Genomic DNA, 17502 nt, shown 5'->3' with positions numbered 1-17502 from the left:
ATCCGTCAGGGCCGTACCCGACCGCAGAACCTGACGCGGCGTCAGCGGGCTGCGGGAGGCGTACGGCCGTGCCGGGACGTGAAGTCCGGGTCGTGGAAGCGCTGTTCGGCATACCGCCGGGCGGCGGCCGCTGCCCGGACGGGGTTCCCTGGGCGCCGACGTGCCCGCCGCGCTCCCCGCCGACCGCCGCGGCGGCCCCTGCCTGATGTCGCCGCAGGGGAGTCAGAGCCAGCCCGCGAACTCCAGCAGCAGCTCCGCGTCCTGCGGCCGCCCGACCCGTCGCGCCCGCACCCCCGACTCCACGGCCCGGAACAGTGTCCACCCCCGCAGCCGTTCCTGGTCGACGTCCAGGGACTCCGCGAGCCGCTTCACCCGGCGCCGGGTCGTCGCCGCCCCGGACGGCGAGGCGATCAGGTCCTCCACCCGGTCCCGGACGAGCCGCGCCAGATCGAAGGCGCACTCGCCGACCAGCGGGTCCGGCCCCACGGCCAGCCACGGCGTCCGCTCACCGGCGAGCACCTTGCTCTGCCGGAACGTCCCGTGCAGCAGCCGGTCCTCGGGCGGCGCGGCCAGCAGCTCCTCACGGGCCGCGAGCGCCGCGTCCACCAGGGCGGTCACCTCCGCGTCGGCACCGGCACTCGCCCGCATCACCTCGGCCTGCCGCCCGGTCCGCTCGGCCACCGTCTCGAAGACGTGCGCGCCCTCGTCGGCGGGGGGCTCCACCCACAGCCGCCGCAGCGTCCCGGCGGCCTCCAGCAGCGCCTTCGCCTCCGGCAGCGACCGCACCGACACGTCCGGATGCAACCGCTCGAGAAGCAGGACGCCCTTTGCCGCGAAAGGTTCGAGGAGCTGTACGGCGCCCAGGCCGCCCCAGTGCGCGAGCGCGGCGCGTTCGCTCTCCGGGCGGGCCCGGGGCGGGGCCAGCTTGAGCACGGCGGGTGTCCCGTCCGGCCGCCGCACCAGCACCACCAGGCTGCTGCGCCCACCGGGCAGCTGCACCCGCTCGACGGTCAACTCGCGCACCGCGACGGCCCGCCGGGCCGCCTCGGGCAGCCTCTCCAACCAGTCGTCACCGTCCGGTGCCGTCTCGCCGAGGGCCCTCACCAGACGGTGCGGCGGTTCGAAAGCCATGCGCGAGTTGTTTCCTTCCAGTACGCGTTAAGCGGTCGGCGTCGCCGACGGCGGGCCCGCTGCCGAACTTGTCGCCGCCCGCTCGGCGAGCCCAGGGAAGGCTACGCTCCCGCCGCGCCAGCGCACCGCCCGCACCGCCGCCTCCCGCAGCGCCCCGGCCGCCGTGCCCCGCCGCTCGTCCCCGGCCGCCCGCACCAGATCGGAGTACACCCCGGCCACCCGCTCCTCCAGCTCGGCGGCCAGCCGTACGGCCGCGGCCGAGTCCGGCACCGGGAAGGGCAGCGCGTACGCGGCGGCCGCGGCCACCGGCGTGCCGCCCTGGTCCCGCACCTCGCGCACCAGCGCGTCCCGCCGTGCCCGATGGGCGTCGTAGGCCGCCTGCGCCTCCGTGCGACGGTCCTCGCGGATCCGGCCGCCGACGACCCCGTAGCCGTACACCGCCGCGTGCTCGGCGGCCAGCGCCGCCTGGAGGGCCTTCAGCTCCCGTTCCTTCACTTCGCCCCCTCCGTCAGCAGATACGCGTGCGCCGCCCCGGCCGCCGCCACCGAGGCCAGCAGCCGGGCCAGTTCGCCCGGCAGGTCGAGCAGTGCCGTGGCCCGCCGGTCGGCGAGCGTCCGCTCGGCGGCGGCGAGTTCGGCGAGGGCGTCCTTCTCGTCCGCGGGCACGGCGGCCGGCGGGGAGACGGAGGGCGCTGCCGAATTGGAGGGCGTCGCGGAAGAGGAGGTCTGCGAGGCGCGGGGGGACGCCTGCCGGGAGGCCCCGAACGCCTCCGCATGCCGTACGACCTCCGCCCGCAGCGGTCCCAGCCGCTCCGCCAGCGCCGGATGCACGGCGATCACGGCGTCGTAGCGCTTCACCAGCCCCGTGCTCTCGCCGGCCGCACGCGCGCGTGCCCGCTCGACGACCGACGGGCTGCCGCCCGTCCCGCCGTCGGAGTCCTCGGAGCCGGTGGAGCAGCCCGTCAGCAGGACGGCCCCGGCGGAGGCGAGCACGGTTCTTCGGCGCGTCCCCGAGGGGGTGCGCGGCGGTGAGGGGTACGGCACGTCAGACGTCCTCGGGGAGCTCGTACGAACACGTGGGCGGGAGGGCGGCCCCGCCGGTGATCACGGTACCCGCGCACCGGCCCGGCACCACTCAGCGGCACCGCCCCGGCGCAGGTGGACGGCAACACACCCCTGGACCGGATACCCTTTCACCAGACACGCGACCCACCCACAACAGCACACGCGGCCGAGGAGTCACCCGGATGAGCACCACCCAGAGCGAGAGGCTGCGAGAACTTCTGGAGCCGCTCGTCGGCTCCCAGGGCCTGGATCTCGAGGAGATCGCGGTGGACTCGGTCGGACGCAAGCGTGTGCTGCGCGTGGTCGTCGACTCCGACACCGGCGCCGACCTCGACCAGATCGCCGATGTGAGCCGCGCGCTCTCGGCGAAGCTCGACGAGACGGACGCGATGGGCCAGGGCGAGTACACCCTCGAGGTCGGAACCCCCGGCGCCGAACGCCTCCTCAAGGAACACCGGCACTACCTGCGCGCCGTCGACCGGCTGGTGAGGTTCCAGCTGACCGACGGCGACGAACTGGTGGCCAGGATCCTGCGGGTCGACGACGAGGGCCTCGACCTCGAAGTGCCCGGCGTGAAGGGCCGCAAGGCCACCAGCCGCAGACTCGCCTTCGAGGACATCGAAAAGGCCCGTGTGCAGGTCGAGTTCAACCGCAAGGACAAGAACGACATGACGGAAGAAGAGGAGGCGTAGCCGTGGATATCGACATGAGTGCCCTGAGGGGCTTGGTACGGGAGAAGGAGATCTCCTTCGACCTGCTGGTCGAGGCGATCGAGTCGGCCCTCCTCATCGCCTACCACCGCACCGAGGGAAGCCGCCGCCACGCGCGCGTGGAGCTCAACCGGGAGACCGGCCACGTGACGGTGTGGGCGAAGGAGGATCCCGAGGACCTCGAGGAGGGCCAGGAGGCCCGCGAGTTCGACGACACCCCGACCGGTTTCGGCCGCATCGCCGCCACCACGGCCAAGCAGGTCATCCTGCAGCGCCTGCGTGACGCCCAGGACGACGCGACGCTCGGCGAGTTCGCGGGCCGTGAGGGCGACATCCTCACCGGCGTGGTCCAGCAGGGCCGCGACCCGAAGAACGTGCTCGTCGACATCGGCAGGCTGGAGGCCATCCTGCCGGTGCAGGAGCAGGTCCCCGGTGAGACGTATCCGCACGGAATGCGCCTTCGGTCGTACGTCGTCCGGGTGGCGAAGGGGGTCCGTGGTCCGTCCGTGACCCTGTCCCGCACACATCCCAATCTGGTGAAGAAACTCTTCGCCCTCGAGGTGCCGGAGATCGCCGACGGGTCCGTCGAGATCGCCGCCATCGCCCGCGAGGCCGGCCACCGTACGAAGATCGCCGTACGGTCCACCCGTTCGGGTCTGAACGCCAAGGGTGCCTGCATCGGCCCCATGGGCGGCCGGGTGCGCAACGTGATGGCCGAGCTGAACGGCGAGAAGATCGACATCGTCGACTGGTCGGACGACCCGGCCGAGATGGTGGCGAACGCGCTGTCCCCGGCCCGCGTCTCCAAGGTGGAGGTCGTGGACATGGCGGCCCGGTCCGCGCGCGTGACGGTGCCCGACTACCAGCTGTCCCTGGCGATCGGCAAGGAGGGCCAGAACGCCCGCCTCGCGGCCCGCCTGACCGGCTGGCGGATCGACATCCGTCCGGACACCGAACAGCCCGGGGAATAGATCCAAGCCGCAGGTCGCTTAGATCACGACAACATCCGTTCGATTCTTGCCCCCAACGGGTGAGGTCGGTGCGGGGAGGTAGACTTAAGAGTGTCTGGCCGGACGCGAGCCCGCGCATGCCCTGAGCGCACCTGTGTGGGGTGCCGGGAGCGAGCGGCCAAGAAGGATTTGCTGCGCATCGTGGCAGTCGAGGGCGAATGCGTCCCCGATGATCGCGGTACGCTGCCCGGCCGGGGTGCGTATGTGCACCCCGCCCTGGTCTGTCTCGACCTGGCGGTACGTCGCCGGGCGTTCCCAAGGGCGTTGCGCGCCCCGGGAGCACTCGACACCACGACGTTGCGCCACTACGTCGAGCAGGCAACACCGTAAGACGCGTCGCCCGGAACCCCCGTGCGGCCCTGGTACCCCGCGAGTTGGAAGTAGGTCGAGATTGCGATGAGCACTCGATGAGCACGCGATGAGTACGCCCATGAAGTAGCGACGGTCCGGACGCAACCCGGACCTAAAAGGAGCGAAGTGGCTAAGGTCCGGGTATACGAACTCGCCAAGGAGTTCGGGGTGGAGAGCAAGGTCGTCATGGCCAAGCTCCAAGAACTCGGTGAATTTGTTCGTTCGGCTTCCTCGACGATCGAGGCGCCCGTCGTACGCAAGCTGACTGACGCCCTCCAGCAGGGCAACGGAGGCGGCAAGCCCGCTTCCGCACGCACGTCCGCCCCGGCCAAGCCGGGTGCGCCTTCTCCCGCGCAGGCAGCCCGTCCGGCTGCCCCGCGCCCGCCGGCTCCCAAGCCGGCCGCCGAGCAGCCCGCGGCTCCCGCCGCGCCGGCCGCTTCCGGCCCCCGTCCCACTCCGGGCCCGAAGCCCGCGCCGCGGCCCGCCCCGGCGTCTCCGGCTCCGACCACGCCCGAGTTCACGGCGCCGCCGTCGGCTCCCGCCGCACCGGCGGCCTCCGGCTCCGGCACGGGTGCCCCGGCAGCTCCGGGTACCGGCACCGGCTCCGGCCCCCGTCCGGGCGCTCCGCGTCCGGCCGGTCAGGCTCCGCGTCCGGGCGCTCGTCCGGCCGGTCCCGGCCAGGGCCGTGGTGACCGTCCCGAGCGTCCCGAGCGTGGTGACCGTCCCGCCGGCGCGCAGCGTCCGGGTGGCCAGTCGCCGCGTCCCGGCGGTGCCCGTCCGGCCGGTCCCCGTCCGGGCAACAACCCCTTCACCTCTGGTGGCTCCACCGGCATGGCGCGTCCTCAGACGCCCCGTCCGGGCGGTGCCCCTCGTCCCGGCGGCCCTGGTGGCCCCGGTGCTCCCGGCGGCGCTCCGCGTCCGCAGGGCCAGGGCCAGGGCGGTCCCCGTCCCCAGGGGGCGTCGGGCGGCCCCCGTCCGCAGTCCCCGGGCGGCGCGCGTCCCAGCCCGGGCGGCATGCCCCGCCCGCAGGGCGGCGGCCCGCGTCCCGGCGGCGGTCCCGGCGGTGCGCGTCCCAACCCCGGCATGATGCCGCAGCGTCCCGCTGCCGGCCCGCGTCCCGGCGGTGGCCCCGGTGGGGGTCGCGGTCCGGGCGGCGCAGGTCGTCCCGGTGGCGGTGGCGGCGGTCGTCCGGGCGGCGGCGGCTTCGCCGGTCGTCCGGCCGGTCCCGGCGGTGGCGGCGGCGGCTTCGCCGGTCGTCCCGGTGGTCCCGGTGGTGGCGGCGGCGGCTTCGCCGGTCGTCCCGGTGGTCCCGGTGGCGGCGGCGGTCGTCCCGGCTTCGGTGGTCGTCCCGGTGGTCCGGGCGGTCGTGGTGGCACGCAGGGCGCCTTCGGTCGTCCCGGCGGTCCCGCGCGTCGCGGTCGCAAGTCGAAGCGGCAGAGGCGCCAGGAGTACGAGGCCATGCAGGCCCCGTCGGTCGGCGGTGTGATGCTGCCTCGTGGCAACGGACAGTCCGTCCGTCTGTCGCGCGGTGCCTCCCTCACCGACTTCGCCGAGAAGATCGGCGCGAACCCGGCGTCGCTCGTCGGCGTGATGATGAACCTCGGCGAGATGGTCACTGCCACGCAGTCCGTCTCCGACGAGACGCTGAAGCTCCTCGCGGACGAGATGAACTTCGTCCTCGAGATCGTCAGCCCCGAGGAGGAGGACCGCGAGCTGCTCGAGTCCTTCGACATCGAGTTCGGCGAGGACGAGGGTGGCGAGGAGTTCCTCGTCGCGCGTCCGCCGGTCGTGACCGTCATGGGTCACGTCGACCACGGTAAGACCCGCCTCCTCGACACCATCCGCAAGACGAACGTCGTCGCGGGCGAGGCCGGCGGTATCACGCAGCACATCGGCGCGTACCAGGTCACGACTCAGGTCAACGACGAAGAGCGCAAGATCACCTTCATCGACACCCCGGGTCACGAGGCGTTCACCGCCATGCGTGCCCGTGGTGCCAAGTCGACCGACATCGCGATCCTCGTGGTGGCGGCCAACGACGGTGTGATGCCCCAGACGATCGAGGCGCTGAACCACGCCAAGGCGGCCGACGTGCCGATCGTGGTCGCGGTCAACAAGATCGACGTCGAGGGTGCCGACCCGACGAAGGTGCGCGGTCAGCTGACCGAATACGGCCTCGTGGCCGAGGAGTACGGCGGCGACACCATGTTCGTCGACATCTCCGCCAAGCAGGGCCTCAACATCGAGGCTCTTCTGGAGGCCGTGGTCCTCACCGCGGACGCCTCGCTCGACCTGCGGGCCAACCCGGAGCAGGACGCGCAGGGTATTGCGATCGAGTCCCGTCTCGACCGTGGCCGCGGTGCCGTCGCGACCGTCCTGGTCCAGCGAGGCACCCTGCGGGTCGGCGACACCATGGTGGTCGGCGACGCGTACGGCCGTGTCCGCGCGATGCTCGACGACACGGGCGAGAACCTGGAAGAGGCGGGTCCGTCGACTCCGGTCCTCGTCCTCGGTCTCACCAACGTCCCGGGCGCCGGCGACAACTTCCTCGTCGTCGACGAGGACCGTACGGCCCGCCAGATCGCCGAGAAGCGCGCCGCTCGTGAGCGGAACGCCAACTTCGCCCGCCGGGGTGTCCGGTTCTCCCTGGAGAACCTGGACGAGGCCCTCAAGGCCGGTCTGGTGCAGGAACTCAACCTCATCATCAAGGGCGACGCGTCCGGTTCGGTGGAGGCTCTCGAGTCCTCGCTGCTCCAGCTCGACGTCGGCGAAGAGGTCGACATCCGCGTCCTGCACCGTGGTGTCGGTGCGGTCACGGAGTCGGACATCGACCTGGCGATGGGCTCGGACGCCATCGTGATCGGCTTCAACGTGCGCGCCGCAGGGCGTGCCGCGCAGATGGCCGAGCGCGAAGGCGTGGACGTCCGTTACTACTCGGTCATCTACCAGGCGATCGAGGAGATCGAGGCGGCCCTGAAGGGCATGCTGAAGCCGGAGTACGAAGAGGTCGAGCTCGGTACGGCGGAGATCCGCGAGGTCTTCAAGTCGTCCAAGCTGGGCAACATCGCCGGTGTCCTGGTCCGGTCGGGCGAGGTCAAGCGCAACACCAAGGCGCGCCTCATCCGCGACGGCAAGGTGGTCGCGGAGAGCCTCACCATCTCCGGTCTGCGCCGCTTCAAGGACGATGTCACCGAGATCCGCGAAGGGTTCGAGGGCGGTATCAACCTCGGCAACTTCAACGACATCAAGATCGACGACGTCATCGCGACGTACGAGATGCGGGAGAAGCCGCGCGCGTAAGCGCTCGGACTTCCGAGACGGTCCGGTCCGGGGCCGGTCGACGGAGAGTATTTCCGTCGATCGGCCCCGGCCGTTCGTTGTACGGTTCTGATGTCCCTGCCACAAGGATGGCGGGGCCATCGATCCCGTACCGGCGGGTGAACCGGTTACACACATGTATGTGGGGACGCTGTCCTTCGACCTCCTCCTCGGCGACGTACGGTCGCTGAAGGAGAAGCGCTCCGTCGTCCGCCCGATCGTCGCCGAGCTGCAGCGGAAGTACGCGGTGAGCGCGGCCGAGGTGGACCATATGGACCTCCACCGCAGGGCCGGTATCGGCCTCGCGCTGGTGTCCGGCGACGCGGGGCACGTGACGGACGTACTGGACCGGTGTGAACGGCTGGTCGCCGGACGCCCCGAAGTGGAACTGCTGTCCGTGCGGCGGCGCTTCCACGGTGACGACGACTGACCCAGGAACGTAGAAGAAGAAAGAACGGGAGACGGACCAGTGGCCGACAACGCGCGGGCGAAAAGGCTGGCGGACCTCATCCGGGAGGTGGTGGCCCAGAAGCTGCAGCGCGGGATCAAGGACCCGCGGCTCGGCTCGCACGTCACCATCACGGACACCCGGGTCACGGGTGACCTGCGGGAGGCGACCGTCTTCTACACGGTGTACGGGGACGACGAGGAGCGGGCGGCCGCGGCCGCCGGACTGGAGAGCGCCAAGGGCGTGCTCCGCTCCGCGGTCGGTGCGGCGGCGGGCGTGAAGTTCACCCCCACGCTGACCTTCGTGGCCGACGCGCTGCCCGACACCGCCAAGACCATCGAGGATCTCCTCGACAAGGCACGCCAGTCCGACGAGAAGGTGCGCGAGGTCTCGGCCGGCGCCAAGTACGCCGGCGAGGCGGACCCGTACAAGAAGCCGGGCGAGGACGAGGACGACGCCGCCGAATGACCGAGAAGACCCGGACGCCCGACGGCCTTGTCATTGTCGACAAGCCGTCGGGCTTCACTTCGCACGATGTCGTCGCCAAGATGCGCGGCATCGCCCGGACCCGCCGTGTCGGCCACGCCGGCACCCTCGACCCCATGGCGACGGGCGTGCTCGTCCTCGGCGTCGAGAAGGCGACCAAGCTCCTCGGGCACCTCGCGCTCACCGAGAAGGAGTACCTGGGCACGATCCGCCTGGGGCAGACGACCCTGACCGACGACGCCGAGGGCGCGATCACGGGGTCGGTCGACGCCTCGAAGGTCACCCGCGACGCCGTCGACTCGGGTATCGCCGAGCTGACCGGCCGGATCATGCAGGTGCCGTCCAAGGTCAGCGCGATCAAGATCAACGGCGTGCGGTCCTACAAGCGGGCGCGGGAGGGCGAGGACTTCGAGATCCCCGCCCGGCCCGTCACCGTCTCCTCCTTCGCGGTGTACGACGTCCGGGACGCCGTCGCCGAGGACGGCACCCCGGTCCTGGACCTGGTGGTGTCGGTGGTCTGCTCGTCCGGCACGTACATCCGGGCCCTCGCCCGCGACCTGGGCGCCGGGCTGGGCGTCGGCGGGCACCTCACGGCGCTGCGCCGCACGCGCGTCGGCCCGTACAAGCTGGACTCCGCCCGCACCCTCGACCAGCACCAGCAGGAACTCACGGTGATGCCGATCGCCGAGGCCGCCGCGGCCGCGTTCCCGCGCTGGGACGTGGACGCCAGGCGGGCCCAGCTGCTCACCAACGGCGTCCGGCTCGACATGTCCGACGAGTACACGGGCGTGGGCGCCGTGGCCGTCTTCGACCCCAAGGGCCGTTTCCTCGCCCTCGTCGAGGAGCACAAGGGCAAGGCGAAGAGCCTCGCCATATTCGGCTGAGGTCCGCGCCGAGGCCGGCCTGCGCACGGCGCGGTGGCCGACCGTGGAGCGGCGATCACGGGGTCGTCGCTGCCGCCGCTCCACGGTCCCCCCTCGGTTCCCCCACCCCTAGGGTGTATCCAGCCGCCCCCGTCCATTCACCCGACCGGGCAGGCGCTCGGAGTGAACCGGGGGAGCGGAAGGGGGCGCGTTCGCCGGACGATCTGTCCGGCTGATCGCCTCGCGCCTAACGTCGAGGTCAGGGCCTCTTTCTCGGCTCATCAGTGTCCGAGAGCTCATCCGAGGCCCTGGGCACGCGCTCGGTACGGCGGGGAGGTTCGACCATGGCGGGACGGGGCCCGCGGACCGGGGACGCCCGCGGCACCGCACGTCCGATCCAGCAGGACGACGGTTCCCGGTACACGCGCGGCGGACAGCGTCCCGCAGTGGAGGAACCGGGGGAGGGGCCCGGGCGCGACGACTCGCTGGTCCACATCCACGACCTCGCCGGCCGCCCCCGCGGCACCGGCTTCGTGGCCGACCACCACGGCACGGTCGTCACCAGCCACGAGACCGTCGACGGCCTGTCCCGGCTCGTCCTGTACGCCGCTGGGGACCGCAGCCGTGTCGTGACCGCCGACGCGGTGACCCCGCTGCCCGAGCTGGACCTCGCTCTCGTCCGCACCGCAGGCCTCGGCGTGGATCCCCTGCCCGTCACCGTGCGGGACCGGGTCGAGACCGGCACCTACGTGCGCGTCCCCGCAGGTTGCTGGCGCGAGGCACGGGTACTGGGCGCGACCCCAGTGACGTACACCGCCACCGACCGCTTCCACTACCTCGGGGACGCCCTGGAGCTCGCGATCGGCACGGCCGGGCGGGACGCGCTGCGCCTGGGCGGCGGCGCCGCCGGTGGGCCGGTGCTCGACGCCGACACCGGTGCCGTGGTCGGCGTCCTCGGCACCGCGCTGCAGAGCGGCCACCGGGACGTGGGCTTCGCGGTACCGCTGCGCCCGGCGCCGAGCGGGCCCCTCGCGGATCTGCTGGCCGAGAACGCGGCGACGGTCCCCGCGTACGGCGTCGACCTCAACCTCGCCGGGGTGCTGGAGCTGACGGCGACTTCGGTGGGCCAGGACGGGCCGGTGGGGGTGCTGGCGGGGGTGGGGGCCGGCGAGCCGGGCGCGGACTCAGCGGGTCCGGGTCCGAGTCCGGGTGCGGGGGTGGAGGTGGGCGCCGGGGCAAGAGGGCCGGGCGCGGTGGAGCCGGTCGAACGGGCCGTCACGGCGGCGGCGTTCGCCGCGTTCCTCGAGGGCCCGGCCGCCGTCCTCGGGCTCGTCGGGGCGCCCGGCAGCGGCCGTACGACAGAGCTCGCCGCCCTGGCCGCACGCCGTCACCGCTCCGCGGAACCGGCGCCCACGCTGTGGCTGCGCGGCGCGGACCTGAAGGACGACGACGACTCGGTGGCGGACGCGGCGCGACGGGCGCTGGCGCGGGCCGCCCGGATCGTCGCGGCCTCGGACCCCGCCCTCCCGGACCTCGGCGACACCACCCCGGAACGCCTCGCCCGCCTCGCCCACCGTGCGGGGCGCCCCCTCCTGCTCCTGCTCGACGGCCCCGAGGAGATGCCGCCGGTCCTGGCCCACCGCCTCGCCGAGTGGACCGACGGGACGGCGACGTGGCTGCGGGAGACCGGGGTGCGCATGGTGGTGGCGTGTCGGAGTGAGTACTGGGAGGGGGTGAGGTTTCCGGCGGAGCTGACGTACGACGCCCCGGCCCGTCGCAGGCCCGAGCCTGGCCCCCCGTGCGTCCACCTCGGCGACCTGGAGGACGACGAGGCCCGCCTCGCACGGGCGCGGTACGGCATCCCCGAGGGCGTCCTCGCGGACCCCGACGCCCGGCACCCCCTCACCCTCCGCCTCCTCTCGGAGATCCGCGCCGCACACCCCGACGCCCCCGACACCCGCCTCGACCGCCACGACGTCTTCTCGGCCCACCTCGACCTGATGTGCCTGCGCATCGCCGTCCGCCTGGCGGCGCAGAACGGCCTGCGCGGCACCGCCGTACGCCGCCTGGCCGCCCGGGTCTCCGGGCAGGTCCACGAGGCCGCCCGCCGCAGCCTCGGCCCGGGGCAGGGCGAGCTGGGCCGCGAGTCCTTCGAAGCGGTGTTCCCATGGGGGCAGGTGCCCGCGAGGCTCGGCGGCGGCACCGGCTGGGCCTCCGCCGTCCTCACCGAGGGCCTTCTCGTCCCCGCCGGCGGCGGCTACCGCTTCGCCCACGAGGAGCTCGCCGACTGGATCCAGGGCATGCACCTCGATCTGGACGAGGCGTTGCGCGCCCTGGTCCACCGCCCGGCCGACCCGGACGGCGACCGCCCGTTCCCCGTGCCGCACCACCGCATCGGCCCCGTCGTCCAAGCCCTGCTGCTCCTCGCCCGTCAGCACGGAGCCGGTCAACTCATCGGCCGCCTGGACGAGTTGGTGCACGCGATCGACGCCGACCCCGACAACTGGTGGGCCGCCCGCCTCATCGCCGAGGTCCTGCCGCGCGTGCCGGACGCGACGCCGTACACCCCCCTCCTCCGCCTGCTCACCGACCGGATGGTGGCCTGGCGGCAGCAGGAGCGACCGTTGCCCACCGAGTTCGGGCCGGACTTCTGGACCGCCCTGCCGCTCCCGCAGGACACCCGCTTCGACCTGCTGCGCCGGCTCGTCCTCGCCGACGGCGCGCCGCACGAGACCGGCGGGCCTCGGTTCCTCGACGCGGTCGCCCGGCTGCTCATCGCCGACCATGCCGCCGTACAACCGCATCTCGTCCGCTGGTTCGACGACGAACGCCCGTTGCCCGCCACCCCGCACGCGACCGTGGCGAGGGCCGCGCAGGCGCTGCTGCACACGCACCGGCACCGGGCGCTGGACGACCTGACGGAGGTACTCGTCGACAGTGCGCACGGCAGGGCCGAGGAACTGCTCGCCGTACTGTCCGAGGACGAGCCGTCGGCCGTGTGCCGGGCCGTGGACCGGTGGACGCACGACGAGCGGCCCGCGCGGCGGGTCGCGGCGGTGACGTACGGACTGCGCGCCGCCCCCCACGTGCGCACCGACGCCGACCGTGAACTGCTGCGCTACGCCGCTCTCGCCCTGCTCGCCCGCCCCGCCGACTGCACCCTGCACGGCGGCGCGCTCGCCCTGCTCGTCCGGGACCCGCACACCCGGGCCCGTCATCTGCCGCAGGCGCTCGGGCAGTTCGTGGCCGGCGATCCGCAGGTGCCGCCGAGCGCGCTGGTGCCCGCCCTGGCGACCCACCCGGACCCGGTGCTCGACGCGTTCCGGGCCCGGATGCGCCGCCCGGACGCCGGGGCGGTGCTGCGCGCGCTCGCCGACGTCACCACGCCCGCACTGAGCCGCCGGATCGCCGCGCTGGTACGGGAGGCGGCGGAGCGGCGCCCGGCGACGGCCGGGGACGTGGCGGCGTACGTGGACCGGCGACTGGACCACGGCCCCACTGCCCGCGCGGTCCTGCTGCCCCTGGTCACCGGCCTGCTGGACGGCCCAGAGGGGATGCGGGCAGACCTCGCGACCGTACTCGCGGCCTCCGGAGCACCCGCCTCCCGCCCCCTGCGCCAGGAACTCCTCGAACTCCTCCTGACCCGCGAACACGACCCGGCCGTCCTGATCGCCGTACTGCGCGCCGCCGCCTCGCGTGACGACGACCCGCTCGTCGCGCGCGGCCTGGTCCACCGCACCGGACTTCTCCTCGTCCGCACCCCGGACGGCGCGACCTGCTTCGACCGCGGCCTCGTCGACCTCGGGCGACACGTCCCCGGCTTCGCCGCGCTGGTGGCCGGCTGGCTGACCGAGACACCGCAGGAGTGGGCGGCGGTGGTGGGGCCGAGCGCCCGCCGGATGATCGAGAATCTGGCGGGCGTGCGGGTGCCCGCCTGACCGGGTTCACGTGCGCCGGGTCACAGCGCCCATGCCGATGCGGGCAGGAAGCACCCGGCATGGCACCCTTAGACCTGCGTGAGACATACGTGCGTGAGAGACAACCACGGACACGGGTTCGACGAGTTTGCGACGAGGAGCAGTCACAGTGCAGCGCTGGCGTGGCTTGGAGGACATCCCCGAGGACTGGGGGCGCAGCGTCGTCACCATCGGTTCCTACGACGGGGTCCACCGCGGGCACCAGCTGATCATCCGGCATGCCGTGGATCATGCCCGTGAGCTGGGCGTTCCCGCCGTCGTCGTCACCTTCGACCCGCACCCCAGCGAGGTCGTCCGCCCCGGCAGCCACCCGCCGCTGCTCGCCCCGCACCACCGCCGCGCCGAACTGATGGCCGAGCTGGGCGTGGACGCGCTCCTGATCCTCCCCTTCACCACGGAGTTCTCGAAGCTGTCCCCGGCCGACTTCGTCGTCAAGGTCCTGGTCGACAAGCTGCACGCCAGGGCGGTCGTGGAGGGCCCCAACTTCCGCTTCGGCCACAAGGCCGCCGGGAACGTGGAGTTCCTTGCCGAACAGGGCAAGGTCTACGACTTCGAGGTCGAGGTCGTCGACCTGTACGTGTCCGGCACGGCGGGCGGCGGCGAACCCTTCTCCTCGACCCTCACCCGGCGCCTGGTCGCCGAGGGCGACCTCGAAGGCGCCGCCGAGATCCTGGGCCGCCCACACCGGGTGGAGGGCATCGTCGTCCGCGGTGCCCAGCGCGGCCGCGAGATGGGCTTCCCGACGGCGAACGTCGAGACCCTTCCGCACACCGCGATCCCCGCCGACGGCGTGTACGCCGGCTGGCTGCACACGCAGGGCGAGGCGATGCCCGCCGCGATCTCCGTCGGCACCAACCCGCAGTTCGACGGCACCGAGCGCACGGTGGAGGCGTACGCCATCGACCGCGTGGGCCTCGACCTGTACGGCCTGCACGTCGCCGTCGACTTCCTCGCCTTCGTCCGCGGCCAGGCGAAGTTCGACACGCTCGACGCGCTGCTCGTGCAGATCGCGGAGGACGTGAAGCGGTGCCGGGAGCTGGTGGCGGCTGCGGAGACCGCCGAGTAGTACTCGCCACGACGCCGAAGGGCGGCCGGTACCTGTCGGGTACCGGCCGCCCTTTCGTGTGGGCCTACTGCTGCTGGGGCGGTGGCGGGGCCTGCCCACCCTGCCCGCCTGGCTGCCCCGGCTGGGGATAGCCGTAGCCCTGCTGCGGGTAGGGCTGCTGCCCTGGCTGCGGATACGGCTGTCCCGGCGCGGCGGGCGGCTGTCCCGGCTGGGCGTAGGGCTGGCCCTGGGGGTACGGCTGGTGGGGCGGGGGCTGCTGGCCGGGGTGGGGCTGCTGCGGGTACGGAGGCTGCTGTCCGGGCTGTCCCGGCTGGGCGTACGGCTGTCCCGGAATCTGCTGCTGTCCCGGCATCGGCGGTGCCGCCACCGGGGGCGGGTTGCCGTTGGCCGTCCACAGGCCGTGCAACTGCTGGTGCCGTACGAAGTCCTCGGCGACCATCGCCGCGAGGTTGAAGTACGCCTCCCGCACCTTCGGCCGCATCATGTCGAGGTCGACCTCGGCGCCGGCAGAGAGGTGTTCGTCGAAGGGGACGACGACGACACCGCGGCAGCGCGTCTCGAAGTGGCTGACGATGTCCTCGACCTTGATCATCTTGCCGGTCTCGCGGACCCCGGAGATGACCGTGAGGGACCGCGAGACGAGGTCGGCGTATCCGTGCGCCGACAGCCAGTCCAGGGTCGTGCTGGCACTGCTCGCACCGTCCACGGACGGCGTCGAGATGATGATGAGCTGGTCGGCGAGGTCGAGCACACCACGCATGGCGCTGTAGAGCAGGCCGGTACCGGAGTCGGTGAGGATGATCGGGTACTGGTTGCCGAGCACGTCGATCGCGCGCCGGTAGTCCTCGTCGTTGAACGTGGTCGACACGGCCGGGTCGACGTCGTTGGCGATGATCTCCAGGCCGGACGCGGCCTGGGAGGTGAACCGCCTGATGTCCATGTACGAGTTGAGGTACGGGATCGCCTGGACGAGGTCGCGGATCGTGGCCCCGGTCTCGCGGCGCACCCGGCGGCCGAGGGTGCCGGCGTCCGGGTTGGCGTCGATCGCGAGGATCTTGTCCTGTCGCTCGGTCGCGAGCGTGGAGCCCAGCGCGGTGGTCGTGGTCGTCTTGCCGACGCCGCCCTTGAGGCTGATGACGGCGATCCGGTAGCAGGACAGCACCGGCGTGCGGATCAGCTCCAACTTCCGCTGCCGCTCGGCCTCTTCCTTCTTCCCGCCGATCTTGAACTTGCCGCCGGCCGCCGGGCGGCTGCTCTTCGCCTTCTGCTTCTTGCTGTTGAGCAGACGGTCGGAGGACAGCTCCACGGCCGCGGTGTAACCGAGTGGCGCGGCACCGGGGTTGGCCGGCTGCCGCTGGTCGTGCTGGACGGCCTGGGGCCAGGCGGCACCGGTGCGGGGATCGACGGCCTGCGGCTGCGGCTGCTGGGGCGGCTGACCTTGCTGAGGGTGCTGAGGGTGCTGCGGGTGTTGCGCGTGTTGCGGGTGCTGGGGGAACGGCGGGGCCTGGCCGTCGGGCTGCTGCTGCGGAGGGCCCGGGTGAGGTTGTGCGGGGTTCGTGGGCTGGCCCGGGTGGCCCTGCTGCATGGGCGGCAGGGGGAAGCCGTACCCGCCCTGGGCGGCGGGGGGCTGCTGGGCCGGGGGGTTGGGCTGCGGGAATCCGTACCCCCCTTGGGCGTTGGGCGCAGGGGGCTGCGGGAAGCCGTACCCACCCTGGGCGTTGGGGGCCGGCTGCTGGGGGAACCCGTACCCGCCCTGGGCGGCGGGAGGCTGCTGGGCCTGCGGGCCGGGGTGCGGGAAGCCGTAGCCGTGCTGCGGCGTGGCCGGCGGGCCGGGCGGCGTCGGCGCGGCGGGCGAGTTCCAGGCATTCGGCGCGGGCTGCGGTGCCTGCGGCTGGAAGGGCGGCTGCTGCGCCGATGCCGCTGGGTCCTGCTGTGGCTGTGGCTGTGGCTGTGGCTGCGCGGGCCACTGCGGGGCGGCCGCGGGAGCGGCGGGCTGGTACGACGGCGGCAGCGGCGGCACCCCGTTCTGCGGCGCCGGCGGGGGTGTCCAGGCGGAGGGTGCGCCTTGCGGAGCGGCGTCGGCGCCGGAAGACTCGGCGGACGCACCGGCGTCCGCTGCCGACGCGCCCTCGGCCTCGTTGTCCGCCGTTGTGGCGGCGCCCTCGGAGGCGACGGCCGGGGCCTCCGCATCGTCGGCGCTGTCCACGTCGTCATCGGAGGCGCCGACGGAAGGGGCGTCGGAGACGGCCACGCCGTCATCGGTGCCGGCCTCGGCACGGCCCGAGTCCACGGTCGTACCGTCGGAATCGCCGTCACCGTCGCCGGACTGCGCCGCAGCGACGGCAGCAGCTTCCTCGGCGGAACCGGCGGCCGAGGCTTCGCCTTCGCTCTCGCTCTCGCGCTCGCTCTCCGCGGCAGTCTGCTGGGCGTTGGCCGCGGCGGCGAGATCCGCGATCTCCTGCTTCAGGGAGGCGGCGGAGAACCGCATGGTCGCGCCGCTCTCCAGATCGCCGTCGCCGGACTCTTCCGCGCCGAACGTCGGGAAAGGCGACGGAGACGGGGAAGGGCCGGGCTGGGCCGGGGTGACGGACGGCGCAGAGGCGACCGGCGGGGCGGGCGGAGAAGGCGGAGAGGACGGCGAAGGCGGCGCAACGGGAGACTCATGCGCGGCCGGAGCCCACTGCGCCTGCCCCTGCCCGTGACCCTGGACCTGCCCGTGTTCCTGGCCCTGGCCCGGCCCGTGTCCCTCCGGCTGAGCCTGCGGCTGCTGCAGTTCGAAGCCGCCGCTCGCGGAAGGCCCGGGCGGGGGCGTCGGCCCGGCCGCCGGAGGCGGGGTCGGAGCCGGCGGCGCAAACGCGTTGTCCGCCGGTGGCGGAGCGGCCGCGGGGGCGCCGGAGGCACCGCCGGCCGTGCCCTGTCCCGACGCCGTGTCGCCCGCGTTCTGCGTGTACCAGGCGGGCGGCGCATAGTCGATGGTGAACTCGCCCGTCATCTCGATGGCGGACTCGGCGTCGGGCTGGTCATCGTCGGGTGTGGCCCAGCCCCCGCGGATCCCGTCCCGATCGCTGCTCACAGTTC

The 17502-nt window shown here is 73.2% G+C and carries 13 protein-coding genes; 9 read left to right on the top strand and 4 right to left on the bottom strand.

Annotation, left to right across the window (positions count from 1 at the left end):
- Window positions 1–222: 222 nt before the first annotated feature.
- Genes KUM49_RS00255 through KUM49_RS00245 form a run of 3 tightly spaced genes read right to left on the bottom strand, consistent with a single transcriptional unit; the run spans window position 223 to window position 2174 of the window.
- Complete coding sequence (locus KUM49_RS00255) at window positions 223–1131, bottom strand: aminoglycoside phosphotransferase family protein (RefSeq protein WP_217234574.1); 909 nt, start codon at window positions 1129–1131, stop codon at window positions 223–225.
- Window positions 1132–1158: 27 nt separating this feature from the next.
- Complete coding sequence (locus tag KUM49_RS00250; protein ID WP_217234573.1) at window positions 1159–1626, bottom strand: ferritin-like domain-containing protein; 468 nt, start codon at window positions 1624–1626, stop codon at window positions 1159–1161.
- The gene (locus tag KUM49_RS00245) at window positions 1623–2174 is read right to left on the bottom strand and encodes a hypothetical protein (protein ID WP_217234572.1); all 552 of its coding nucleotides are present in this window, start codon (window positions 2172–2174) and stop codon (window positions 1623–1625) included. The genes KUM49_RS00250 and KUM49_RS00245 overlap by 4 nt, the downstream gene beginning before the upstream one ends.
- Window positions 2175–2377: 203 nt before the next feature.
- Between KUM49_RS00245 and rimP the strand changes: the two genes are divergently transcribed.
- The 9 genes from rimP to KUM49_RS00200 all read left to right on the top strand — a co-directional run bounded on the left by rimP (window position 2378) and on the right by KUM49_RS00200 (window position 14424).
- Window positions 2378–2887 (top strand): ribosome maturation factor RimP, encoded by a 510-nt coding sequence (rimP, locus tag KUM49_RS00240; protein ID WP_217234571.1) that lies wholly within the window; start codon window positions 2378–2380, stop codon window positions 2885–2887.
- A 2-nt stretch (window positions 2888–2889) separates the two neighbouring features.
- Window positions 2890–3876, top strand: coding sequence for a transcription termination factor NusA (gene nusA, locus KUM49_RS00235; RefSeq protein ID WP_217234570.1), 987 nt, complete (start codon window positions 2890–2892; stop codon window positions 3874–3876).
- Between the two features lie 90 nt (window positions 3877–3966).
- Window positions 3967–4245, top strand: coding sequence for a YlxR family protein (locus KUM49_RS00230; protein WP_217234569.1), 279 nt, complete (start codon window positions 3967–3969; stop codon window positions 4243–4245).
- A gap of 147 nt (window positions 4246–4392) precedes the next feature.
- Window positions 4393–7566, top strand: coding sequence for a translation initiation factor IF-2 (infB, locus tag KUM49_RS00225; protein ID WP_217234568.1), 3174 nt, complete (start codon window positions 4393–4395; stop codon window positions 7564–7566).
- 154 nt (window positions 7567–7720) lie between these two features.
- Window positions 7721–8014, top strand: coding sequence for a DUF503 domain-containing protein (locus KUM49_RS00220; RefSeq protein WP_217234567.1), 294 nt, complete (start codon window positions 7721–7723; stop codon window positions 8012–8014).
- A gap of 39 nt (window positions 8015–8053) precedes the next feature.
- Window positions 8054–8500, top strand: a complete 447-nt coding sequence (gene rbfA / locus KUM49_RS00215) for a 30S ribosome-binding factor RbfA (RefSeq protein ID WP_217234566.1) — start codon at window positions 8054–8056, stop codon at window positions 8498–8500.
- Window positions 8497–9402, top strand: coding sequence for a tRNA pseudouridine(55) synthase TruB (gene truB / locus KUM49_RS00210; RefSeq protein ID WP_217234565.1), 906 nt, complete (start codon window positions 8497–8499; stop codon window positions 9400–9402). Before rbfA ends, truB begins: the two co-directional genes overlap by 4 nt.
- Window positions 9403–9725: 323 nt before the next feature.
- The gene (locus KUM49_RS00205; protein ID WP_217234564.1) at window positions 9726–13319 is read left to right on the top strand and encodes a trypsin-like peptidase domain-containing protein; all 3594 of its coding nucleotides are present in this window, start codon (window positions 9726–9728) and stop codon (window positions 13317–13319) included.
- A 148-nt stretch (window positions 13320–13467) separates the two neighbouring features.
- Complete coding sequence (locus KUM49_RS00200) at window positions 13468–14424, top strand: bifunctional riboflavin kinase/FAD synthetase (protein ID WP_217234563.1); 957 nt, start codon at window positions 13468–13470, stop codon at window positions 14422–14424.
- 64 nt (window positions 14425–14488) lie between these two features.
- Here the strand turns inward: KUM49_RS00200 and KUM49_RS00195 are convergent, their stop codons facing one another.
- Window positions 14489–17497, bottom strand: coding sequence for an SCO5717 family growth-regulating ATPase (locus tag KUM49_RS00195; protein WP_308406521.1), 3009 nt, complete (start codon window positions 17495–17497; stop codon window positions 14489–14491).
- Window positions 17498–17502 lie beyond the last annotated feature (5 nt).

Origin of the sequence: Streptomyces sp. AC555_RSS877, assembly GCF_019049245.1 — a bacterium.
GTDB lineage: Bacteria > Actinomycetota > Actinomycetes > Streptomycetales > Streptomycetaceae > Streptomyces.
This window is presented reverse-complemented; position numbering and strand designations above follow the sequence as displayed.

Coding starts and splice junctions, on each gene's coding strand:
- KUM49_RS00255 (WP_217234574.1), bottom strand. CDS start 1,131: ATGGCTTTCGAACCGCCGCACCGTCTGGTGAGGGCCCTCGGCGAGACG.
- rimP (WP_217234571.1), top strand. CDS start 2,378: ATGAGCACCACCCAGAGCGAGAGGCTGCGAGAACTTCTGGAGCCGCTC.
- KUM49_RS00220 (WP_217234567.1), top strand. CDS start 7,721: ATGTATGTGGGGACGCTGTCCTTCGACCTCCTCCTCGGCGACGTACGG.
- truB (WP_217234565.1), top strand. CDS start 8,497: ATGACCGAGAAGACCCGGACGCCCGACGGCCTTGTCATTGTCGACAAG.
- KUM49_RS00205 (WP_217234564.1), top strand. CDS start 9,726: ATGGCGGGACGGGGCCCGCGGACCGGGGACGCCCGCGGCACCGCACGT.